This window comes from Solwaraspora sp. WMMD792 (assembly GCF_029626105.1).
Lineage (GTDB): Bacteria > Actinomycetota > Actinomycetes > Mycobacteriales > Micromonosporaceae > Micromonospora_E.
Genome location: NZ_JARUBH010000009.1, coordinates 4,705,228 through 4,727,336, shown reverse-complemented (window position 1 = coordinate 4,727,336; position 22,109 = coordinate 4,705,228). Strand labels below are relative to the sequence as shown.

19 protein-coding genes and 2 pseudogenes are annotated in these 22,109 nt (G+C 65.7%); 14 read left to right on the top strand and 7 right to left on the bottom strand.

Annotated features, from left to right (window positions below):
* The first annotated feature begins 113 nt into the window (after positions 1-113).
* From O7629_RS22040 to O7629_RS22015, 6 genes are all read left to right on the top strand, one after another.
* Positions 114-1,370: a maltose ABC transporter substrate-binding protein gene (locus tag O7629_RS22040; RefSeq protein WP_278171445.1), complete on the top strand. Its 1,257-nt coding sequence runs from the start codon at positions 114-116 to the stop codon at positions 1,368-1,370.
* Positions 1,370-2,959 carry an ABC transporter permease subunit gene (locus O7629_RS22035; RefSeq protein ID WP_278171444.1) on the top strand — a complete coding sequence of 530 codons (1,590 nt, stop codon included), beginning with the start codon at positions 1,370-1,372 and terminating at the stop codon, positions 2,957-2,959. The genes O7629_RS22040 and O7629_RS22035 overlap by 1 nt, the downstream gene beginning before the upstream one ends.
* Positions 2,956-3,816, top strand: coding sequence for a sugar ABC transporter permease (locus O7629_RS22030; protein ID WP_278171443.1), 861 nt, complete (start codon positions 2,956-2,958; stop codon positions 3,814-3,816). Before O7629_RS22035 ends, O7629_RS22030 begins: the two co-directional genes overlap by 4 nt.
* A gap of 42 nt (positions 3,817-3,858) precedes the next feature.
* Complete coding sequence (locus O7629_RS22025) at positions 3,859-5,400, top strand: glycoside hydrolase family 13 protein (RefSeq protein WP_278174628.1); 1,542 nt, start codon at positions 3,859-3,861, stop codon at positions 5,398-5,400.
* Positions 5,330-5,902, top strand: a complete 573-nt coding sequence (locus tag O7629_RS22020) for an alpha-amylase family glycosyl hydrolase (protein WP_278171442.1) — start codon at positions 5,330-5,332, stop codon at positions 5,900-5,902. The genes O7629_RS22025 and O7629_RS22020 overlap by 71 nt, the downstream gene beginning before the upstream one ends.
* A gap of 678 nt (positions 5,903-6,580) precedes the next feature.
* On the top strand, positions 6,581-7,249 hold the full coding sequence (locus O7629_RS22015) for a hypothetical protein (RefSeq protein ID WP_278171440.1): 669 nt from the start codon (positions 6,581-6,583) through the stop codon (positions 7,247-7,249).
* Positions 7,250-7,465: 216 nt separating this feature from the next.
* On the opposite strand, the gene O7629_RS22010 is transcribed toward O7629_RS22015, so the two are convergent.
* Positions 7,466-8,575: a hypothetical protein gene (locus O7629_RS22010; protein WP_278171439.1), complete on the bottom strand. Its 1,110-nt coding sequence runs from the start codon at positions 8,573-8,575 to the stop codon at positions 7,466-7,468.
* A 561-nt stretch (positions 8,576-9,136) separates the two neighbouring features.
* Between O7629_RS22010 and O7629_RS22005 the strand changes: the two genes are divergently transcribed.
* On the top strand, positions 9,137-10,897 hold the full coding sequence (locus O7629_RS22005; protein ID WP_278171438.1) for an AAA family ATPase: 1,761 nt from the start codon (positions 9,137-9,139) through the stop codon (positions 10,895-10,897).
* A gap of 33 nt (positions 10,898-10,930) precedes the next feature.
* On the opposite strand, the gene O7629_RS22000 is transcribed toward O7629_RS22005, so the two are convergent.
* From O7629_RS22000 to O7629_RS21985, 4 genes and pseudogenes are all read right to left on the bottom strand, one after another.
* Entirely contained in the window at positions 10,931-11,581 is a 651-nt protein-coding gene (locus O7629_RS22000) for a phosphotransferase (RefSeq protein WP_278174627.1), read from the bottom strand.
* Positions 11,582-11,638: 57 nt separating this feature from the next.
* Positions 11,639-13,119: pseudogene (locus O7629_RS21995) on the bottom strand (IS1634 family transposase).
* 112 nt (positions 13,120-13,231) lie between these two features.
* Positions 13,232-13,657, bottom strand: coding sequence for a phosphotransferase (locus O7629_RS21990; protein ID WP_278171436.1), 426 nt, complete (start codon positions 13,655-13,657; stop codon positions 13,232-13,234).
* Positions 13,654-14,031 (bottom strand): hypothetical protein, encoded by a 378-nt coding sequence (locus O7629_RS21985; protein ID WP_278171434.1) that lies wholly within the window; start codon positions 14,029-14,031, stop codon positions 13,654-13,656. Before O7629_RS21985 ends, O7629_RS21990 begins: the two co-directional genes overlap by 4 nt.
* A gap of 137 nt (positions 14,032-14,168) precedes the next feature.
* Here O7629_RS21985 and O7629_RS21980 point away from each other — a divergent pair.
* Positions 14,169-15,649 (top strand): annotated as a pseudogene (locus tag O7629_RS21980) (IS1634 family transposase).
* On the opposite strand, the gene O7629_RS21975 reads toward O7629_RS21980, so the two are convergent.
* The gene (locus tag O7629_RS21975) at positions 15,646-16,866 is read right to left on the bottom strand and encodes a hypothetical protein (protein WP_278171433.1); all 1,221 of its coding nucleotides are present in this window, start codon (positions 16,864-16,866) and stop codon (positions 15,646-15,648) included. The pseudogene O7629_RS21980 and the gene O7629_RS21975 overlap by 4 nt on opposite strands.
* A 943-nt stretch (positions 16,867-17,809) precedes the next feature.
* Here O7629_RS21975 and O7629_RS21970 point away from each other — a divergent pair.
* The 6 genes from O7629_RS21970 to O7629_RS21945 all read left to right on the top strand — a co-directional run bounded on the left by O7629_RS21970 (position 17,810) and on the right by O7629_RS21945 (position 21,215).
* Positions 17,810-18,220 carry a DivIVA domain-containing protein gene (locus tag O7629_RS21970; protein WP_278171431.1) on the top strand — a complete coding sequence of 137 codons (411 nt, stop codon included), beginning with the start codon at positions 17,810-17,812 and terminating at the stop codon, positions 18,218-18,220.
* Positions 18,221-18,254: 34 nt separating this feature from the next.
* On the top strand, positions 18,255-18,512 hold the full coding sequence (locus O7629_RS21965; protein ID WP_278171430.1) for a hypothetical protein: 258 nt from the start codon (positions 18,255-18,257) through the stop codon (positions 18,510-18,512).
* Positions 18,509-18,766 carry a flavin reductase gene (locus tag O7629_RS21960; protein ID WP_278171428.1) on the top strand — a complete coding sequence of 86 codons (258 nt, stop codon included), beginning with the start codon at positions 18,509-18,511 and terminating at the stop codon, positions 18,764-18,766. Before O7629_RS21965 ends, O7629_RS21960 begins: the two co-directional genes overlap by 4 nt.
* Positions 18,763-19,491 carry a GPP34 family phosphoprotein gene (locus O7629_RS21955; RefSeq protein WP_278171426.1) on the top strand — a complete coding sequence of 243 codons (729 nt, stop codon included), beginning with the start codon at positions 18,763-18,765 and terminating at the stop codon, positions 19,489-19,491. The genes O7629_RS21960 and O7629_RS21955 overlap by 4 nt, the downstream gene beginning before the upstream one ends.
* A gap of 115 nt (positions 19,492-19,606) precedes the next feature.
* On the top strand, positions 19,607-20,200 hold the full coding sequence (locus tag O7629_RS21950) for a sigma-70 family RNA polymerase sigma factor (protein WP_278171424.1): 594 nt from the start codon (positions 19,607-19,609) through the stop codon (positions 20,198-20,200).
* Positions 20,157-21,215, top strand: coding sequence for a CU044_5270 family protein (locus O7629_RS21945; RefSeq protein WP_278171422.1), 1,059 nt, complete (start codon positions 20,157-20,159; stop codon positions 21,213-21,215). Before O7629_RS21950 ends, O7629_RS21945 begins: the two co-directional genes overlap by 44 nt.
* Before the next feature lie 76 nt (positions 21,216-21,291).
* On the opposite strand, the gene O7629_RS21940 is transcribed toward O7629_RS21945, so the two are convergent.
* The gene (locus O7629_RS21940) at positions 21,292-21,987 is read right to left on the bottom strand and encodes a hypothetical protein (RefSeq protein WP_278171420.1); all 696 of its coding nucleotides are present in this window, start codon (positions 21,985-21,987) and stop codon (positions 21,292-21,294) included.
* Between the last annotated feature and the right edge of the window lie 122 nt (positions 21,988-22,109).

Below are 22,109 nucleotides of genomic sequence, written 5' to 3'. Positions count from 1 at the left end.
CTGCAAGGTCTTCCATTGATTGCAACGCCTTGCTAACGTCCCGGCAACACGCGACGAAACCTGTGCCGTGAACGCGGCACCGTACTGCAATAACTTCCACGACAGGAGTCCCGATGCGCGTCCGTACCACGTCGGTGGCCGCCGGGCTGGCCGCCGCGCTCGCGCTGGCCGCCGCCGGCTGCGGCAGCAGCGACGGCGAACCCGCCACCACCGACAGCCCCGACGCCGCCGCCGGCGGCACCCTGGTCATCTGGGCCGACGACAAACGCAGCGCCGCCCTCGCCCCGTTCGCCGAGAAGTTCGGCGCCGACAACGGCGTCACCGTCGAGGTCCAGGCCATCAGCAAGGACCAGCAGACCACCTTCGTCACCGCGTCCCAGCAGGGCAGCGGCCCGGACGTGATGGTCGGCGCGCACGACTGGATCGGCAACCTGGTGCAGAACGGCGCCATCGAGCCGGTCCAGCTCACCGCCGACCAGACCGCCGGCTTCGCCGACGTCGCCATCCAGGCCGTCACCTTCAACGGCCAGGTCTACGGCGTCCCGTACGCCATGGAGAACGTCGCCCTGATCCGCAACACCGCGCTCGCCCCCGACGCCCCCGCCACCATCGAGGAGCTGGTCGCCGCCGGCGAGCAGCTCAAGGCCGACGGCACAGTGTCGGAGATCCTCTGCCTGCAGGTCGGGCAGAACGGCGACGCCTACCACCTGTACCCGCTCTACACCTCGGCCGGCGGCAGCCTGTTCGGCACCACCGCCGAAGGCGACTACGACCCGACGCAGCTCGGCGTCGGCACCCCGGAGTCGATCGCCGCGTTCGAGAAGATCGCCACGCTGGGCGAGAAGGGCTCTGGTGCGCTGAAGCGCTCCATCACCCCGGAGAACTCGATCGCCACCTTCACCAGCGGCAAGTGCGCGTTCCTGGTCTCCGGGCCGTGGGCGATCACCGACGCCAAGGGCGCGGACATCGCGTACGACATCAGCCCGGTCCCCGGCTTCGCCGGTGGCGCACCCGCGCAGCCGTTCGTCGGGGTGCAGACGTTCTACGTCGCCGCCAAGGGCACCAACAAGGCCCTCGCGCAGGAGTTCGTCGCCAACTACACCACCCAGACCGACCTGGCCGTCGCCCTCTACGAGGCCGAGCCGCGCCCGCCGGCGCTGACCGCCGCCCTCGACCAGGTCGCCGGGGCCGACCCGGATCTGGCGAAGTTCCAGCAGGCCGGGCAGGGCGGCGCGGTGCTGCCGGCGATCCCCGAGATGGCCGCCATCTGGGACCCGTTCGGCAAGGCCGAGGCCGCGATCATCGGCGGCGCCGACGTGGCGAGCACCATCACCGCTGCCGGCAAGACGATCGCCGAACAGATCAAGTAATGCGCGACACCGGACCAACCGGTGCGGGGCCCGCCGAGCAGCGGGCCCCGCACCCGGTCACGGCCGGCGGTCTGCTGGCCAAGGCGCTGCTGCTCGGCCTGGTCGCGGCGATCGCGATCTGGGCGGCGTTCCCGCTGATCGACGCCGAAGCCTGGGTCGGGCTCGGCATCTTGGTCGCCACGACCGCCGGCATCGGCTACCTCTACCTGGGCCGGCGGCACGTGCCGGCGAAGTACCTGATCCCCGGCACCCTGTTCCTGATCGCCTTCCAGATCTTCCCGGTGCTCTACACCGCCTCCACCGCGTTCACCAACTTCGGCGACGGACACCGGGGCAGCAAAGCTGAGGCGATCGCGGCCATCCAGGCCACGTCGGTGGTCCAGGTCCCAGGATCCATCGAGTACGCGATGACCGTCGCCACGGTCGGCGACCCGGCCACCGGTGACCTGGTGCTGCTGGTCGTCGACCCGGCCGACGGCGTCGTCTACGCCGGTGACGCCGACGGGTTGACCGAGCTGCCGGCCGGCGACGTCACCGTCACCGACGCCGGCAAGGTGACGGCGGCCGACGGCTTCACGCTGCTCAACGCCGGTCAGGCCAGTGCCCGCAGCCAGGAGATCACCGACCTGGCGGTGCCGACCGACGACGGGGCGATTCGCTCCATCGGGCTGTCGCGGGCGTACGAAGGGGTCGCGGTCCGGGCGTACGACGAGGGTTGTGATTGTGTGACCGACACCGTGACGGGCACGGTGTGGACGGCCGACGGCGACGCCGGCTCGTTCGTCTCCGCTGACGGCGACCGGCTGCTGCAGGGCTGGCGGGTCGGCGTCGGTCTGGACAACTTCACCCGCGTGTTGACCGACCGCAACATCTCCGGGCCGTTCCTCGGCACCCTGGTCTGGAACTTCGCCTTCGCGATCGGCTCCACCGGCGGCACGTTCGTCCTCGGGCTGCTCTGCGCGCTGGCGCTGAACTCCGACCGGGTGCGCGGGCGCAACCTCTACCGGGTGCTGCTGATCCTGCCGTACGCGATGCCGTCGTTCGCGATGCTGCTGGTCTGGCGGGACATGTTCAACACCGACTTCGGGCTGATCAACCAGTTCTTCGGGTTGACTGTGGACTGGTTCGGGCAGGACTGGTCGGCCCGGCTGGCGGTGATCGGCGTCCAGCTGTGGCTCGGGTACCCGTACATGTTCCTGGTCGCCACCGGCGCGTTGCAGGCCATCCCGAAGGAGCTGACCGAGGCCAGCTCGATCGACGGCGCCAACCCGTGGCAGGCGTTTCGCCGGGTGACGCTGCCGCTGCTGCTGGTGGCGTTGACGCCGCTGCTGATCGCCTCGTTCGCGTTCAACTTCAACAACTTCAACGCCATCTATCTGACGACCGAGGGTGGGCCGTTCCCGGCGGACAACCCGAGCGTCGGCGCGACGGACCTGCTGATCACCTACACGTACCGGTTGGCGTTCGGCGCGGCCGGCGCGCAGTACGGCTTCGCCGCCGCCATCTCGATCTTCATTTTTACGCTCGTCGCGGTGATCTCCGCGGTCAGCTTCCGGCGCACCCGGCAACAGGAAGAGGTGTACGCGTGAACCGGCGCTCGTTCACCCGTTGGCTGAGCCGGGTCGGCTGGCGGCACCTGGTGGCGCTGCTGGCCGTGGCGTTCTCGCTGTTCCCGATCGTGTTCGTGCTGTCGGCGGCGGTGAACCCGCTGGGCACCCTGTCGTCGACGGACCTGTTCCCGACCGGGGCGTCGGGCAACAACTTCCGCCGGCTGTTCGCCGACACGTCGTTCGGCCGCTGGTTCGGCAACTCGCTGCTGATCGCCGGGCTGGCGTCGTTCGCGTCGGTGTTCCTGTCGTCGCTGGCGGCGTACGCCTTCTCCCGGATGCGGTTCCGGGGCCGCCGGGTCGGGCTGCTGTCGCTGCTGCTGATCCAGATGTTTCCGCAGTTCCTGGCGATCGTGGCGATCTTCCTGATCTTCTCGACGATCACCGACCTGTGGCCGACGATCGGCTTCAACACCCCGTGGGGGCTGATGCTGCTCTACCTCGGTGGCGCGCTCGGGGTGAACACCTGGCTGATGAAAGGCTTCTTCGACACCCTGCCAAGGGAGTTGGACGAGTCGGCCACCATGGACGGGGCGTCGCACGCCCAGGTGTTCTTCCGGATCATGCTGCCGCTGGTGGCGCCGATCCTGGCGGTTACCGGGCTGCTGGCGTTCATCAACACCATCAACGAATTCCTGATCGCCAACGTCTTCCTCACCAACCCGGAGGCGAAGACGCTGGCGGTCGGCATGTACGGCCTGGTGGCGGGGGAGCGGAACAACAACTTCGGGATCTTCGCCGCCGGCACGCTGCTGACGGCGATCCCGACCGTGCTGGTGTTCCAGCTGCTCAGCCGCTACATCGTCTCCGGTCTCACCTCCGGGTCTGTGAAGGGTTAGCTTGTGGGCCAGCTGTTCGAGGCGCACCACGACGGATCATCGTTGTATGCGCCGGGTGCCGCCGCCGGGGTAAACCTGGGTGATCGGGTGTCGGTCTTCGTCCGGGTGCCGGCGGGTGCGCGGCCGGTCCACAAGCTGTGGGTACGCTCCACAGCCGACGGTGAGCCGCGCTTCACCGAGGCGGTGGTCGACCGGCAGGATCCGAACGGGGACGTGTGGTGGCGGGGCGAGGTGGAGGCCCGTAACCCGGTCACGCCGTACCGTTTCCTGCTCGCCGGCGGCGACGGCCCGGCCGGGTCTGCTGCTGCCGGCGGCTCTGCTGGTGGCGGGGGTGGGCGGCGCTGGTTGACCGGGGTCGGCGAGGTCGACCACGACGTGCCGGACGCCACCGACTTCCGGCTCGTCACCCACGATGCGCCGCCGGCCTGGGCCGCCGACGCGGTGATCTACCAGATCTTCCCGGACCGGTTCGCCCGGTCGGCTGCCGCTGCCGGGCGGGAGCTGCCGGAGTGGGCGATCCCGTGCGACTGGGACACCCCGGTCGTCGGGCGCGGGCCGGAGACGCCGTACCAGTTCTACGGCGGCGACCTGGACGGCATCCGGGAGCGGCTCGACCACCTGGAGCGGCTCGGCGTCAACACCGTCTACCTGACGCCGATCTTCCCGGCCCGGTCCAATCATCGGTACGACGCCGCCGCGTTCGACCACGTCGACCCGCTGCTCGGCGGGGACGAGGCCCTGGCGCGGCTGTCGGCGGCGGTGCATGCTCGCGGGTGGCGGCTGCTCGGCGACATCACCAGCAACCACACCGGCGACGCCCACCCGTGGTTCACCGCCGCCGTGTCGGACGTATCGTCGCCGGAGCGGGAGCTGTACTACTTCGGCGACGACGGCGACTATGAGTCGTGGCTGGGCGTGAAGTCGCTGCCGAAACTCAACTGGGGCAGCGCTGAGCTGCGGCGACGCTTCGTCGATGGGCCAGACTCGGTGGCGCGGCGGTGGCTGCTGCCGCCGTACGGGTTGGACGGTTGGCGGATCGACGTGGCCAACATGACCGGCCGGCGCGGGGCCGACGCGCTCACGCTGGAGGTGGCCGCGTTGCTGCGTCGGGCGGTCGCCGAGACTCGGTCGGACGGGCTGATCGTCGCCGAGCACGGGCACGATTTCACCCGTGACCTGGACGCCGATGGTTGGCACGGCACGATGAACTACGCCGGGTTCACCCGGCCGGTGTGGAGCTGGCTGCGGTCACCGACGCTGGAGTTGCCGGACTTCCTCGGCGTACCGGGTGGGGTGCCGGCCCGGTCGGGGCCGGCGGCGTTGGCGACGATGCGCGCCGTCGGGGCGTTGGTGTCGTGGCGGTCGTTGGTGCATTCGTGGCAGCTGCTCGGCTCGCATGATTCGGCCCGAGTGCGGACGGTGGTGGGGGACGCGGCGCGGCAGGAGGTGGCGGCCGGGTTGCAGTTCACGTTGCCGGGGACGCCGATGGTGTTCGCCGGGGACGAGGGCGACGATGCGCGCCGTCGGGGCGTTGGTGTCGTGGCGGTCGTTGGTGCATTCGTGGCAGCTGCTCGGCTCGCATGATTCGGCCCGAGTGCGGACGGTGGTGGGGGACGCGGCGCGGCAGGAGGTGGCGGCCGGGTTGCAGTTCACGTTGCCGGGGACGCCGATGGTGTTCGCCGGGGACGAGTTGGGGTTGCGGGGCGACAACGGGGAGGGTTCGCGGACGCCGATGCCGTGGGATCGGCCGGGTTCGTGGGATGGGGCGACGTTCGGGGTGTATCGGGCGTTGGTGGCGTTGCGTCGGGAGGTGTTGGAGCTGCGGCACGGCGGGCTTCGTTGGGTGTACGTCGATGACGACGCCTTGGTCTACCTGCGGGAGTCGCCGTCCGGGTCAGTGTTGGCGCTGGCCCGGCGGGCGTCGGGTGCTCCGGTGCGCCTGACCGGTCTGGTGGCCCCGCCGGACGTTGCTGCTCCGGCCCTGGTCAACCCGTACGGCGGCGCACCACCGCTACGCCCGGCCGCCGACGGCACCCTGACCCTGCCCGCCGCAGGCCCCACCTTCCAACTCTGGCGCCTCCCCTGACCTGACGCACCGGTTGCGGCGCCCAGCGCTGGTTCGCTATGTGACCCGCTGCATGACTTCATCGCGCGGCACACCACGTTGCCGGGGGTGGGCAGGACCCACCCCCGATCGACACGTCGGCTATGAGCTGCTGCCCATCACCCGGATGATCCAGGACGCGACAGCGTGAAGCACGCCGCCAGCAGCTCCGCGAAGCGTCGCGCCCGCGAGCGCGACCTTCTCCGGACGGGTTAGCCGAGAACGCCGTTGCGGGTGGCCGAGCCTGTCTGACTCGGGGACCTGCTGTGCTGTGGACCGAACATGATGCTGATCAACCACCGAGTGGACCCTTCGTGCCCTGCCGGACGGAGGTCGTTCCGGCAAATCTTATCGTTGCCCATAGATAAGCCCAGCTCAAAGTAGCTTCTTCGGAGCTTGCTGCGGTGAAACGCCGTGACTGCAGCGGGGACAGACTAGCCTGGCGAACGGGATACGTCGACTCTGCTACGGTGTCACCGAGGGTTAGCAGCGGAAGGTTTTAGGAAGGACTACTAGAAGCCCTGGGACCCCTGGGACCCCCCGTACTCCCGGTTTCCCCGCAGCGAAGGTTGTTGAGCTTTGAATCCTGTCTCCGTGCCCAGCTTGGACACACTGGCTCGATTGCAGCGCCTGGTTGAGAAGTCGAGGAGGAAGACTGGCGTGCAGATCCCGCCGGACTTCGTCCGCGACGACGCTGAAGGCAATCCGCCACTTGCACGTATGATGCGTGGCGGTCGCGGGGGGGAAGTTCGGCTGAAGCTCTATCTTTCACTGACGCTTCTCGCAGTGGCGGGCGACAACGACATCAATTCGAAGCCTGCCCGTGGGTGGGCTCGACTACTCGACTTATCCGACCCAGATGTAAACGGTGCACGCCGTATTAGTGATGCGCTCGGCTGGCTTCATTCCGCTAAACTACTCAAGCTGGATAGGCAACCGGGCCTCCCGCCGGACATCACGCTACTCAACCCTTCTGGTGACGGCCGGAGGTATGGGTGGAGGAGCAACGGACGGTATATCAACTTGCCCCTCGACTTTTGGACGCAGGGCTGGATTCTATCGCTATCAGGTGCAGCCGTCGCGGTGCTGTTGGTATTGCTTGAGATGCAAGGAGGCAGGACGCCTGACGATCCTCCCTGGCTGACGGGTGCGCAGCGTACGCGCTATGGCTTCTCCGACGACACCTGGACCAGGGCAAAAAAGGAACTGCAGAGTTATGGACTGTTGACAGTTAGACGGATTCCGCAGGCTAGAGATGCCGATTTCGACTTTCGCCGGCTTCGGGACACCTACTGGCTAGACCTCCACCGTCTTGCATCCACGCCGTAGTTTACGGCTAATGTGGGCAGTATGCCATTTCCGCTCCGTATACCGTCCAGTCGATTCGATCATGAGCTGATCAACTCCCGACGTGCTTTGATGCGACGTACTTGGTCGACCACCCAAGGTAGTTCGACCAAGTGAACGGACTTGGCGATTGCCGCAACTGGGCACAGGTGTCGAAGGTTGGCTACCCGATGGGTGAGAAGTTGTGCGTGACTGGCGTCAGTCGGCCGACGTATTGCCCGCGTTAGTGTTCTTGCCCTTAGCGTCTGACTTGCGTGCAGCTAGTTCTTCGTGAAGCATTCTTGTTCGATCTTTTTGTAGCTGGAGCGCAAGCAGTTCCTCCTTGTCGCCCTTAAGTCTAGCCGCAATCTCTTCCGGAGAATCCGGATAATTCCGCAAAAATTCCAGCCGTACATCAAAATAGCTGTTTGGTACAAAGATTGCATAGGTGTTCTTCGGTATGGGTCTTCTTAGCGGATTTCCTGTCGTACGAATTCTCACCGCACACTCGGGTTCATCGAAATCCGCCGGGAAGAACGAAATGTAAGCCTCGCAATATTCTTTCCCTGTTTCGTTTTTTCTGATTATGCGAACCCAGTCGTCTACCTGCTTTCTTGCAATGACCTGAAAGAGTGCAGATTGTCCAGGGTAGAGGATTCTTTCACCGTGGATGGTTGTAGGGGGTTCTTCAAGTTTTTCTCCGGTGAAGGGGTGCGTGGCCGCATAGAACTGAACTCCATTCGGAATTACCCGAGCCGGCTCATTGCCAAAATTCAGCAGTAGGCCATGTGAAACGAAGAACGCATCCCAAGCCCAGTGCGGGGTGGAGCTCTCTGAACCTTCAGTGGACCAGTGATCTAGCTGCACTGGTACAGTGTCCGCCATAACATGCAAAGGCGCGGCTAATGCATAGCTATTCTCTGACAACCCGGCATGATCGTTCTTCTTGAAAATTATCACTGAGACTCGGGGTAGCGAGGCGTCTATGCGCGCTTTTGCGCCCTCCAGCGCTGAGATTTGCGAAGACTGAATAGCTGTATGGACCTCTGAACTGGCCAAGTATGCCTGCTCGGAGGCTGCCACGGCTTGGCGTTCTGCGGCGTCCGCCTGGACGGTCGCATGACGCGCTTGGATTTCGGCGGCGATAGCACCCCTCTCGCTAGCCTTCATGCTTCGGCGGGAAATCAGGGCCGCCCATGCAGATATAATAACCGCAAGGCCGGCAAGGGCGATTGGAACCGATTCTCTATCACCGAGGCGCCGAATCGCTTGCAATATATCTTCTATTTCGTCAGGAAGGGCAAACATCAGCACTGCTTCCAACTGCATCCTTCGACTCTAGGGCTGAGGCTCGGTCCGCGTCTAGGGGGTAGGAGCAAGAGGCGGTAGGCTTTTGGGACCACTCGCGGCCTACAACAACGAAGCGAGTGCCATGGAAGCAGCAGCGAGCTGCTTTCGACCGGCTACCTACAGTCGATCGCCTCGGCTGCCGCCCACAGTCTTCGCCGCACCGGAGTGCGTGCCACGTCGGCGCTCCTACCCGGAAGGCTTGCTCGCCGAGGTTCACTCACCGATCAAACAGGTCGTCGAGAGGACTCAATCCGCTGACAACGGAAGCCGGCAGAGTATTGACCGTACGCATCTGCGAATCGTCACCCTCGCGTAATTGATATGTCGAGTTTCAAGCGTTCAGTTGAAATGGTCCAAGTGGTCAGTTATCTCCTGAGTTGATGGTCATTGGGCAGGGGTTAGAAGAAGGTCTGCCTCGCCTGCAAGCCTGGGCGGCGGTAGGATGTCCGACCTAGCGATCAATAATTGAGGTGGGACAAAGATATGGTTAATGCGGAGCCGCGTGGAGTGCGCGGAGTTCTGAATCTTACCCGAGTATCGTTGAATAGTGGTGAGAGTTTTTCTGTCGCTGATGGTCTGACCGTGGTGGTTGGGCCAAATAACTCGGGCAAGAGTCAGCTGCTTCGTGAGATTCATGAGAGGTTAACTGGCGGGGCAGTGAGAGTGCATTATATGCCCAAAGTAGTAGCTCTCGTAGAGTCTGAACAAAATTGCAATGCAGAGGATTTTCTGGAGTGGGTGCGCGCGAAACGCAAGGGATTCAAGCCGGGCGAATACGGTCATGGTGCATCTAACGAAGAGCATTTCAGCCTTCCGGATAGTCCAAATCGATTTGTGACTTCCTCGGAATTGAAAACAATATGGACTAATCGCGCGCTGCATTATCCGCAGATAGGAGGTTGGCTTTTTAATTACCTTCCCCCAGGGCAGGCGGCCGGCTCTATTGGAAACGTCCAGGCATTTCATGTTGGCCGAGAGGCACCTGCGGGTCCACTTCAATTGATGTATACAAGTAGGGAGTTTGAGCGAATTGCAAGCGATGAAATGCGCAACGCTTTTGGTGAATCTCTGACACTGCATCGATATGCAGGGAGCATGATTTCGCTGCACGTCGGATCGGTGATAGCGGAGGAGACGGTGACGCCCGCGTCCGCCGACTACCTGGATGAGATCGAAAAGCTACCCCTTCTTCAGGAGCAAGGGGATGGCGTTAGATCATATATGGGGATGGTGCTTACGGTCTTAGCTGCCAGCTACCCAGTCCTGATTCTCGACGAACCTGAGACGTTTCTGCATCCGCCGCAGGCGTATATGCTTGGAAATTTCCTGGCACGCCAGTGCGAAAATGGGATGCAAGTTCTTCTTGCTACGCATAGTGACGATATGCTGCGCGGGATAGCCTCAGCTGCTGCGCCTGACCAGGGTGTGACGGTCGTTCGACTGACTCGATCATCTGCGGGAAATCATGTGGCGCAGGTCTCTGTAGAGGACGTTCGGAGGCTTTACCGGGATCCGCTGATCAAGTACTACGGTGTACTTGATGGGTTGTTTTTCCACGGCTCCGTGATTTGCGAGGGAGACTCGGATTGCACCTACTATCGTGCGGTGCTTGAATCAACCGTCGAAACCTTGGCTGATGGTCATCCAACGACGGCATTGAACCTTCATTTCATGCACTGCGGCGGGAAGTCTCGGATTGTGCATGCCGTACGTGCGCTTAGGGCCGCTCGTGTTCCTGTTGCTTGTGTTGTAGATGTTGACTTCCTGCAGGGTGAACGTGATTTTGTTGAGCTGATCAAAGCATGTGGCGGCGATCCTGAGAGTTTGAGGGGTGCTCGAAACGTAATATTGAATGCAATTGGAAATGATTCTGAGAAAGTGGAAAAAGATGTCTTTCGTCTGAAGATTAATAAAATTCTGGAACTACGGAGGGGTGACCTACTGACTTCTGGTGACTGTCAGAAGATTCGGCAGTTGGTCTCACCGGAAAGTGGTTGGAGGCGATTCAAGAGACTTGGCAGGGATTTTCTTTCGGGTGGGGCGATATCGGCGTTCGATGTCCTCGATCAAAGCCTTAGGGGGTTGGGGATCTTTTTGGTCCCTGTTGGCGAGTTGGAGAGCTTTCATAGGGATGTTCCGTGTGAGAACAAAGCTTCGTGGCTAAGGGAAGTGTTGGAAACTCGATGTTATGCGGACTCCGAGAAGGCAACCAATTATGTTACGGCTGTTGCAAATTTCATCTGGCAGCACCAAGATCAGGCGGCTACGACGGCTGGAAAAATCGTAGGGGAAGGTCGGTAGGCTTACTGCGCTGGGCAGTCCGATGACGAATAGTCACGGCATCGGTTTCCAGCCCCAGGGGCGGTTGCCGTGCTCGCTGCGGATGCAGGCGAGGCGGTAGTGGGCTTGGTCGCGTAGGGCTGGGTTGTCTTGCGCGAGTTGGGCGGCGAAGGTGACCTTGCGTAGCTCTCGGGCGTCGCGGAGGACCGAGAGTCCCGGCCAGTCGGTGACGTCGTAGCCGTAGTGCCGGCAGAACTCGGTCCAGCCGGGTGCGTACTCGGCGCTGAAGGTCAGGTGGTCGACGGCGACGGAGACCAGGTCCCACTCGGGCGGGCCGAAGGCGAATCGTTCGAGGTCGAGCACGACTGGTCCGGCGTCGGTGTCGACGATGTTGCCGGCCCAGGCGTCGCCGTGCACGGCACCGTGGGGGAGACCGGAGGGAAGCTCGCGGTACCGCTCCTGCAAGCCGTGCAGGTGATCGAGCAGCCAGGCGCGGTCGTCGGCCGAGAACACGGTCGCCTCGGCGATGCGCTGCTCCAGGCGTACGAACGGTGCCAGCGGTGGCAGGTCGAGACTCGCCGGGGGCCGCAGGCGGTGCAGCTGGTGCAGCACCTGGGCCAGCTGGCCGATGCTGCCTTCCCGGTGCGGTGGCAGCTCGTGCCAGAAGGTGACCGCTCGCCCGTCGACCGCGACTGGTTGGGGCAGCTCCTCGATCGCGCGGACAGCCGGTATCCCGGATTCGTTGACCCGAGTCTTATCAAATTAGTGCGCACCTGGGTGGGCGTGGATGGTCTTGAGGGCGTGGCGGAGGTCGTCGGGTAGGGGGTCGGCTGCGGTGAGGGTGTGGTCGCCGGCCTGGATGCGGATGGTGCGGTAGCGGCGGGCGGTCCGGACGAACTTCCTGATCGACCAGCCGGTGCGGTCCTCGATCCATCTGGCGACGGCCAGGGCGGCGAACACGATCGTCAGGTGCGCCTCGATGGACTCGCGTTTGTGGTGGTAGATCGGCCGGGCAGCGAGGTCGTGCTTGGACATCCGGAACGACTTCTCGATCTGGAACAGCCGGTGGTAGGCGTCGATCACGAACCCAGCGGTGACCGGTGCCCCGTCAGGGCTGGTCGTGAGGTTGGTGGCATAGCCTTTCAGCCCGGCCAGGGCGCGGGCCTTCGCCTCCAGGGTCCGGTTGACGGTCCTGGTCTCCCCGGCCAGGTGGATGAACCGGTTGCGTTTCACCGGGGCCTTGCCCGCCACCGCCTTGACGGCCTTCGCGACCTGCTCGTCGATGCCGCGCAGGGTGCGTCGGGCCCGGTCCGCCTTGTACTGGTAGTAGATGACCTGGTCGCGGCGTCGGTCGCCGGGGCCGGCGGGCCACGGCTGGCAGAACACGTGCCCGTCACCGATCTCCTGGCCGGGGTGCTCACGCCGCCACTCGGACACCACGTAGGGAACCTCGGCGATACGGGCGCCGAGGATGAACGACAACCCGGCGTCCTCGATCGCGCGCTGGTTCGCCGCCGAGATCATCCCCGCGTCGGCCACGACCGTGACATCGGGCAGCCGGTGCGCGTCCATGAACGACCGGATGGTCGGCACCATCGTCAACGTCTCGGCCTTGTTGCCCTCGAACGCCTCGACCATCAGCGGGAACCCGCCCGCGTCGGTCAGCAGCCCGATCGTGATCTGCGGTTCGAGGCGGCGTTCCTTGGAGAACCCGGACTCGCGGAACCCGTCACCGGTGTCGGTCTCGAAGTACAGGGTCGACACGTCGTACAGCACCAACGACGCCGGTCCCAGCCGGGCGTGCGCCGCGCACGCCGCCGACAGGCGTTGACGCCAGCCGGCCTTGGCGTACTGCGGCAGGCGGCGGTTCACCGTCGGATACGACACCGCGTCGACGCCGACCTCGTCCAGGACCCGCAGGCTGTCCTGCTTACTGGTCGGCTCGATGATCCGGGCCAGGACCAGCTGCCGGAACACCTCGTCACCGCCGGTCGCCTCGGCGAACCCGAGCTGGTCGTAGCCGCGGCACAACGCGTCCCACAGGTGCCCATCCGCGAACTCGTGATCTCCAACGGACCGCCCGCGTCCGAACTGTCGTCCAGCCCCAGGTCGAGCTCGCCCTGACCCGCCGCCAACCGCTGCCGCGCGACCGACTTCAACACCGCGAGCTGCGTCTCGTCGTGCGCCGACCCGATGTGCTCGATATCGCGTGACCCCCGCCGCGAGGAGTGCACGATCTGCACGGCCCTCGCACCCGAAGCCGTCTTCACAGTCCGGACGTACGGCGACACACCCGACAGCCTAGACGCCACGGTTTAGTGCACATCCACCACACCAAAACCCCAGGTCAGCGAACTACGGTCCGCCAAAACCCAGCCCCGTGATAAGAGTCAGGACGAACGGTGCCAGCGGTGGCAGGTCGAGACTCGCCGGGGGCCGCAGGCGGTGCAGCTGGTGCAGCACCTGGGCCAGCTGGCCGATGCTGCCTTCCCGGTGCGGTGGCAGCTCGTGCCAGAAGGTGACCGCTCGCCCGTCGACCGCGACTGGTTGGGGCAGCTCCTCGATCGCGCGGACAGCCGGTATCCCGGATTCGTTGAGCCAGCGGGACACCCGGACTTCCTTGCCGGCGGTGGCGAGCTGCCCGTCGCGGCTGACGCGGGCGACAACGCCGCCGGGCAGGCGGTAGATGACGTTCTCCGCAGAGCGGATCAGCTCAGCGCCGGCCGCGTCGACCCCGACCTGCTCGCAGGCGAGCAGCAGCGCTTCCTGCGGATCCGTCATGCGACGGCTCCGACCGTTTTCCGGATCCGGACGCGCAGCTCCTGCACTTCCGTGAGCTTGCCGTGCGGTCCGGCCATCCGGTGCAGCTCCCGCAGGTCGTCGGCGGCGCGCAGCGACCGGACCGGCCCGGCGTCGTCGAGGGCCAGGTTGCCGATCGTCACGGCCTCGAGCGGGTCACCTTGCACCATCGTGAGGGACGCGAGCTTGATCCGGGAGATAGCCCTGGACCGCAGGTACGCCGGAAGATGGTGCTCCACTGAGTAGGCGAACCGGTCGGCCGACTCCGTAACGAGTCTGGTGTGCAGGGCCACGTCGAACAGTGCGTGGGCGGTGTCTCCGTGGTGCTGCGCGTCGTCGTACCTGACTCTTATCACGGGGCTGGGTTTTGGCGGACCGTAGTTCGCTGACCTGGGGTTTTGGTGTGGTGGATGTGCACTAAACCGTGGCGTCTAGGCTGTCGGGTGTGTCGCCGTACGTCCGGACTGTGAAGACGGCTTCGGGTGCGAGGGCCGTGCAGATCGTGCACTCCTCGCGGCGGGGGTCACGCGATATCGAGCACATCGGGTCGGCGCACGACGAGACGCAGCTCGCGGTGTTGAAGTCGGTCGCGCGGCAGCGGTTGGCGGCGGGTCAGGGCGAGCTCGACCTGGGGCTGGACGACAGTTCGGACGCGGGCGGTCCGTTGGAGATCACGAGTTCGCGGATGGGCACCTGTGGGACGCGTTGTGCCGCGGCTACGACCAGCTCGGGTTCGCCGAGGCGACCGGCGGTGACGAGGTGTTCCGGCAGCTGGTCCTGGCCCGGATCATCGAGCCGACCAGTAAGCAGGACAGCCTGCGGGTCCTGGACGAGGTCGGCGTCGACGCGGTGTCGTATCCGACGGTGAACCGCCGCCTGCCGCAGTACGCCAAGGCCGGCTGGCGTCAACGCCTGTCGGCGGCGTGCGCGGCGCACGCCCGGCTGGGACCGGCGTCGTTGGTGCTGTACGACGTGTCGACCCTGTACTTCGAGACCGACACCGGTGACGGGTTCCGCGAGTCCGGGTTCTCCAAGGAACGCCGCCTCGAACCGCAGATCACGATCGGGCTGCTGACCGACGCGGGCGGGTTCCCGCTGATGGTCGAGGCGTTCGAGGGCAACAAGGCCGAGACGTTGACGATGGTGCCGACCATCCGGTCGTTCATGGACGCGCACCGGCTGCCCGATGTCACGGTCGTGGCCGACGCGGGGATGATCTCGGCGGCGAACCAGCGCGCGATCGAGGACGCCGGGTTGTCGTTCATCCTCGGCGCCCGTATCGCCGAGGTTCCCTACGTGGTGTCCGAGTGGCGGCGTGAGCACCCCGGCCAGGAGATCGGTGACGGGCACGTGTTCTGCCAGCCGTGGCCCGCCGGCCCCGGCGACCGACGCCGCGACCAGGTCATCTACTACCAGTACAAGGCGGACCGGGCCCGACGCACCCTGCGCGGCATCGACGAGCAGGTCGCGAAGGCCGTCAAGGCGGTGGCGGGCAAGGCCCCGGTGAAACGCAACCGGTTCATCCACCTGGCCGGGGAGACCAGGACCGTCAACCGGACCCTGGAGGCGAAGGCCCGCGCCCTGGCCGGGCTGAAAGGCTATGCCACCAACCTCACGACCAGCCCTGACGGGGCACCGGTCACCGCTGGGTTCGTGATCGACGCCTACCACCGGCTGTTCCAGATCGAGAAGTCGTTCCGGATGTCCAAGCACGACCTCGCTGCCCGGCCGATCTACCACCACAAACGCGAGTCCATCGAGGCGCACCTGACGATCGTGTTCGCCGCCCTGGCCGTCGCCAGATGGATCGAGGACCGCACCGGCTGGTCGATCAGGAAGTTCGTCCGGACCGCCCGCCGCTACCGCACCATCCGCATCCAGGCCGGCGACCACACCCTCACCGCAGCCGACCCCCTACCCGACGACCTCCGCCACGCCCTCAAGACCATCCACGCCCACCCAGGTGCGCACTAATTTGATAAGACTCGGGACCGGACCGGCCCGGCGTCGTCGAGGGCCAGGTTGCCGATCGTCACGGCCTCGAGCGGGTCACCTTGCACCATCGTGAGGGACGCGAGCTTGATCCGGGAGATAGCCCTGGACCGCAGGTACGCCGGAAGATGGTGCTCCACTGAGTAGGCGAACCGGTCGGCCGACTCCGTAACGAGTCTGGTGTGCAGGGCCACGTCGAACAGTGCGTGGGCGGTGTCTCCGTGGTGCTGCGCGTCGTCGTAGAAGCACATCCACGGCGGGTCCTCCGCCGGCGCGGCGTGCGCGAAGGCTTCGTCGGCGGCCCCGACAGCGGCCAGCGCCTCTTGTGCTCTGCCCGGTCCGAGCTTGGCGAGTGCCCGTGCCCGTACGGTGTGTAGCATGGCGCGCTCGGATGCGGTGAGCCAGTCGGCGCGGACCAGGGCCATTTCGATGTGGGTGAGCCCGTCGTCAGGCTGACCGCACCACACCGCCTGCCGGGCCAGGCTGGACAGCAGCATCGCGCGCTGGTGCCAGTCGCCGCCGATGCTGGCGCAGCGCAGGGCGAACGTGAAGCGTTGCCGGGCCGCCTCGTGGTGGTAGGCGTCGAAGAGCATGAACGCCACGACCCCCGCCAACTGGGCCAGCGCCCTGTGTAGCGCGGGGCGTAGGTGCGCCGGGCAGCTCACCTCCAGTAGCCGGGACATGCGGTGCAGCTTGTCGTCGGCGATCTCCCGGACCAGCGCGCCACCGTGCGCGTTGTCCCACTGTTCGAAGATCTCCGCCGCCTCAAGAACCTGGGCGATGTGTTCCTGGCTGACCTGACGCGGCAACTCGTCAACGACCGGCGGGCCGAGCAACGACATCAACGGGATGGCGTCGGATGTCAACGAGGCGGCGGCGGGACTGAGCCCTGTTGTCGGGGACTCGTATCGATTGGATCGAACGGCGAGCATGCCTTTCGTTCGCATGCTGATATCCCGCCGCCGGAATCCGAGTTCGTCGTCGGTGTCGGCGTTGAGGGCGATGCGCAGGGCGGTGCGGTAGTCCTCGGCGGGGTAGCGGATCTTGCCGTTTTCGAGTTTGCCGAGGTAGTTGGCGGTGAAGGCGCTGTGGGCGGCTTGTCCGGGGTCGGGGTAGAGGATCTTGTTGACGGCGTCGGCGAGTTGCCGGCGGGTCAGGCCCAGGCGTTCGCGTGCTGCGGTGAGCGGATGGTTCTGCATGACACCCCCGAAGTGTGGCGCACGATCTGATGCGTGATGGCGCGAACTGCCTGTGGCGGTAATCGATTTTGGACAGTATCCCACCTGGTGAATGCCGTCTTCAACCATCTGCGTCGAGCAATTCCTGTTGCTGCCAGGGAATACGTCGACGCGGAATTGTCAAGTGGGGAGGCAGGGGATGGTTGCCGCAACGGGAAGCATCCCTTCCAGTAGTGGGGGAGCGTGGCCCCGTCCCAGGCGGGACGCCTACCGCAGGCGGTCAGTTATCGGCCACGGTGTGTGCGGGATTCGGCACAGACGCCGTACCGCTGACGTTGCCGGACCCCGACGCGGCCTGCCGCCGCCGGAAGCCCCCCGTGACCGGCGGCGGCAGGCCCCGCGAAGAAGCCCAGGCCCACCGGCCAACACAGTGGACGTACCCGGAAAGGGGTTGTGATGCTCGAAGCGGTGCGTGCCGCCCCGGTTGCCCGACGACGAGGCCCCGGTCATGCCGGAGGATGCGCTGCCGGATGTCGGCCATGATGCGCCGGTAGTGCGGCTCGAATTGACGTGCGGGCATGTCGAAATCGTGCCCCAGCTCGGCCTTTGCGGGAGACCCGCCGGGGTGGCGTCGATCCCGTGGAGCGGCGCTCAGCTGCTCCTTCGACGATCGGCGCTACCTCGGCGATCCCCATCGACGCCCCGGCCGAGCCGGTGCACGCGGCACCGTCGGCCACTGCACACAACCCAGAAGTGCTCCCGATTCTCGGCGTTCGGCGGAACGTGAGCCGCCGGATGCCCGTACCAGCGGCCCTGTGGGCGTACCGCCGTTTGTGGCTGCGTGCGCAGGGCGGGTGGCCCGACCTCCGCGCCCCCGTTCGGGGTCGGGCCGCCCATCCCAGCTTCCCCACCGAACCGCGTTGTAGCGGCGATCCCGTGACCTATTGGAAGGGCGGTCCCACCCGTGCGCAGACTCCTCGACCTTGTCCTGTTCCCTCGGCGTACCCGGCGGCAGTCCCGGCTGCTCGCCAGCCTCGCCAACCAGACCCGGCCGCCCGCCCGGCCTCCCGCCGCTGCCGGCGGCGGGTCGCGTCCGCCGGCCCGGCGCGGCGGCAACGCCGGCACCCACCTCTACTACGGCGCCGGTGTGGTGCGGCCGTCGATCAGCCCCGGGCTGGTCCGCGACCGGCGGTTCCCGGTCCGCACCCGGCGCGGTTGCGACCCGACCGAGGTACGCGCCTTCCTGCACCTGGTCGCCGACGAGTTGACCGCCGTGCGGGCCGAGTTGGCGGCCACCCGGGACGAGAACGTGCGGATCAAGCAGGCGTTGCGGGACTGGCAGTCGCAGCAGTTCCAGGCCCGGCCGGTCGGTTGAACACTGTGGACGAAGCAGGGAGAGGGGTAGCTTGATGCTGGATGTGGTGCTCGCCGCCACCATCGCGGTGCTGGTCGGCGCGGTGGTCGGGTTCAGTCTGTGTCGGCATCGGCACCGCTGGTGTCCCGGCTGTGGCCGTACCCTGACCTGCCCGGCATGTCCGACCGGCGGGCTGCTGCCCGCGCAGGTCGAGGCGGCCGGGCGTCGGTGGGCGCCGCAGCCGGCGCGGACCGCCACCCTGCGGCGGACCTGGGTGTGGCCCGGCCGGGCCCGGCGGCGGGCCGGCCGGTGACCGCGCGGGTGGTGGCCGTGGTGGGCCGGGTCGGGCATGTGGCGTGGCGTCCGTCGTGGCGGTGCCGGGCCTGCCGCCGGCCGTGGCCGTGCGAGCCGGCCCGCGCGGAGCTGATGGCGAGCTTCGACCGGATCGGCCGCTGCATGTACGTCGCCGAGCTCGCCGCCGAAGCCGCCCGTGACCTGCCCGGCCTGACCCCGGCGCAGACGTACGCGCGGTTCATCGCCTGGGCGCGGCGGCGGGAGCCGGCATGACAGTCTACCGCACCCGGACCACCACGGCCGCCGCCGCTGTTGCTTCCGGTGGTGGGGTGCCGGTGCCGGCTGCGGCGGTACGGGGCCGGTCGCCGCTGCTGGCGGACGAGTTCTTCCTGTTGGCGGCCGATGATGTGACGGGTCGGCCGCGTCTGCCGGCCGGGCCGGTCGGGTACGGTCTGGCCGCCGCGCTGCTGGCCGACCTGGTCGACGCGGGCGCGCTGCGGGTGCACGATGGCTGGTTGTGGCTGGCCGCGCGGCACGTGCCGGTGGACGCGCTCGGCGGCTGGATCCTGCGCTGGCTGGCTGCGGAGCCGGGGCACCGGCGGGTGGGGACGTGGTTGGCGTTGCTGGCGTCGCGGGCGCACGGCCAGGTCGCGCGGCGGCTGACCGCGGCGGGCGTGGTCCGGCCCCGGACGGTACGCCGCCGGCTGCTGACCACCGCCGTGGTCCATGTGCCGACCGACATGAACCGGGCCGCTTGGGCCTGGGCCCGTCTGACCGTACGCCTACAGCGCGGTGAGCCGTTGCCGGATGTTGAGGCGCGGCTGGGCGGGTTGTGTCTGGTGACCGGGCTGGATGACTTTGTGCTGACCGGCCTGCCTGCGGCGGCCCGCCGGCATCTGCACCGGGAGACCGCCGCCCGGCTGCCGGCCGAGATCGCCGAACTGTTCACCATCGCCCGCCACCGCCTCGACGGTGCCGCCCACCGCCGCCACCGCTGACGGGACACCGGGCAGTCTTGCCCGGCTGCTGATCGACGCGTCCTTGGCGGTAACACTCACGCGAATCTGTACACAAGTAAGGGAGACCGCATCAGCCCGTCAGTCAGGAGACCGTATGAAGCCCACGGGGGAGCGTGACGAACGCTGGTTCACTGGCGTCTACGCCGCCCACTACCGAAACATAGTGGCGTACGGGGTGAGGCGTACGGCTGACATGGATGTCTCGGTCGAGCTCGCCCAGGAGGTCTTCACGGTCGCCTGGCGGCGGCGTGCTGACGTGCCGGACCGCGAGCTTCCCTGGCTGTACGGCGTCGCCCGGCGGCTCCTGGCCAATCTCTGGCGGGTACAACGCGCTAGGCCACCCACGACGCCGCTTGCCGAGATGAGTCAGCCCGATGCGAGCAGTTGGTCTCATCCCGAGTCCAGGGCAGAGATGGTCGATCTTCGGCGGGCCCTGCTGACCTTGCCTGAGGCGGATCAGGAGCTGCTGCGTCTCATCGGCTGGGAGCGTCTATCAGTCGCCGAAGCCGCATCGGCGCTCGGCTGCAGTCGGACGGCAGCAGCGGTGCGATTACACCGCGCCCGCCGCCGCCTGAAGTCAGCCATCGACTCGACAACCGGTGGTACCGCACAGCGGAACGACTCTGTAAGTGAGAGGGGCGAGGATGCGCGCATCCCAGCGAGTTCAAGAACTTCTCGGGCCGGCTGACCCGATCCAAGGAACGAGTTTTCCATCCCCCAGAGAAGCAGCACACGAGATCATCGAGCGTACTGACCACAGCTCGGTGCAGTTGGGTCTGACGGCTGGCGGCGACGTGCGTCCGTCACTTGTCCGCAGGCCACGACTGGCCGTTGTGGTTGCTGTCGCGATCGTTGTAGCAGCGGCGGCGGTGACTGTGCCGGCCTGGATGTTGGGGGACCGAACCACCGGCCCTGCACCGAACGATTCCCTCGGTGCGGCTGCCGGAGCTGAACTGGAGGTGTTGACGCCTGTGGCATACCAGCAGCCGGACAGTCCTCCGGCTGCTGGACCAATGCTCATGGACCTCGCCGACCGTATTTCTGATGCCCCATATGACAACGCCGGCGGGACCTACTCGTATCATCGGCGTAAGTCCTGGGGGGCCCGGCAAGCGCTGGGGCCAGGCGGTCATGTCATGAGTATCGCGGAGGAGGTCGAGACCTGGTCGGACAGTAGCGGAAACGGCATGACCAGGACTCAGCAGTTGATGCCGGAATTCCCCACTGAAGAGTCCCGACAGTATTGGGAAGGCGTCCTCGAACCCGGTTCCCGGACGCCCGGTGCGCCCGTTACGTCAACAGGGCTGGTTGGTCCGGATCAGCCGATCACCGAGGACCCGTCCGAACTCGCCAGGAAGCTCAAGGCCGGTGCCGGTGCCGGTGCCGGTGCAGGGGCAACTGTCAAGGCAGTCAACGACATTTACAGCCTGTACCTGGTGCCGCGTTCGGTCCGTTCGCAGATCCTACGCATCCTCGCCGACACGCCCGGTCTGCACTGGCGGGGCGAGGTTGTCGACCGCGCTGGTCGGACTGGTGTGGCTGTCACGGCCGACGACACCGAGCACAACGTCCAACACTTGCTGATCTTCGACCCGGTTAACGGAGAACTGCTTGCACACGAGCTGGTCAAGCTTACCGAACCGCGACAGGTGCAGGTCTACAACCTGATTCTGAGTTACGGACGCACAGCTGAAGCTGGCTGAGGTTGACCGGGGCGGCTTCCAGGTCGATGGAAGCCGCCCCGACGCACCTCAAGGGGAGAGCTGGGCTTGCTGCATGTCATTCGGTGCAGACATGAATCCCGTCGACTATGTCATTCGCGTTCCGGTTGCGCATATTGCTTTCGTAGTCGAATGCATAGCTTGTGGCTGCGACGCTCCAGTTGTTGGATCCAAGGTAGTTGTAGAAGCGGCTGACTGTTCCGGGTGTTTGGTTGTTCTCGAACGATGAGATGCGGTCGTTCCACTTCGGCGCCGAGCTGCCTGTTCCTACCCATGCTCTATCGGGATATCGCATGCCACCGAGGTTCATGATGGCATTTGCTGGTTGGCAGGCATAGAATCCAAGTCCGGCACCAAACAGGTCCGCGTAGCTGTGTTCCCAAAAGCAAAGGTTGTAGTAGTCGCAAATATCTGTCCGAGCTTGCGTGTTGTCCTGCCCGGTTCTTTTCGGTGGCAGTAGTACATCGACTCCCGGTGCGATGTTGACCGCGTTTTCTCGGACCTGTTTTGCATTCGGGTTGGCTCGAAGTATGTCCGCTGCAGTGATCTCCTTTCTGTTGCTTGGCCCGGTTGATTCAAGATCTACAGGCGTGGGTTCTTCTGACTCTTGCGTGACTCGAGGTGAAGTCGGCTCGGTCGGCGCAGCTGGGCTCGGCGCTGCGTATGCCGCGCCCATCTGGCCGGAGAATGTGATCGAAATCAAAATGCTGATCACAAGCGTTCTGTAAATTGCTGATTGTGGCGTCAGTCTCACCCTGCCTCCTTGCGTAAATTGATCTTACGGTGTCGAGCTTCCATTCAAGCTAGCAGCAAGTCGCCCTGAGGAAGGATCTCTTTTCGAGGCATAAGTCGGTCTGGCTGATGATGGATTGTGGA

Excerpts from the sequence above, each read along its gene's own strand:
- O7629_RS21965 (WP_278171430.1), top strand. The coding sequence starts at position 18,255 with ATGCTGGATGTGGTGCTCGCCGCCACCATCGCGGTGCTGGTCGGCGCG.
- O7629_RS21990 (WP_278171436.1), bottom strand. The coding sequence starts at position 13,657 with ATGACGGATCCGCAGGAAGCGCTGCTGCTCGCCTGCGAGCAGGTCGGG.
- O7629_RS22020 (WP_278171442.1), top strand. The coding sequence starts at position 5,330 with ATGCGCGCCGTCGGGGCGTTGGTGTCGTGGCGGTCGTTGGTGCATTCG.
- O7629_RS22035 (WP_278171444.1), top strand. The coding sequence starts at position 1,370 with ATGCGCGACACCGGACCAACCGGTGCGGGGCCCGCCGAGCAGCGGGCC.
- O7629_RS21955 (WP_278171426.1), top strand. The coding sequence starts at position 18,763 with ATGACAGTCTACCGCACCCGGACCACCACGGCCGCCGCCGCTGTTGCT.
- O7629_RS21975 (WP_278171433.1), bottom strand. The coding sequence starts at position 16,866 with ATGCAGAACCATCCGCTCACCGCAGCACGCGAACGCCTGGGCCTGACC.
- O7629_RS22010 (WP_278171439.1), bottom strand. The coding sequence starts at position 8,575 with ATGCAGTTGGAAGCAGTGCTGATGTTTGCCCTTCCTGACGAAATAGAA.
- O7629_RS21950 (WP_278171424.1), top strand. The coding sequence starts at position 19,607 with ATGAAGCCCACGGGGGAGCGTGACGAACGCTGGTTCACTGGCGTCTAC.
- O7629_RS21945 (WP_278171422.1), top strand. The coding sequence starts at position 20,157 with ATGCGCGCATCCCAGCGAGTTCAAGAACTTCTCGGGCCGGCTGACCCG.
- O7629_RS22040 (WP_278171445.1), top strand. The coding sequence starts at position 114 with ATGCGCGTCCGTACCACGTCGGTGGCCGCCGGGCTGGCCGCCGCGCTC.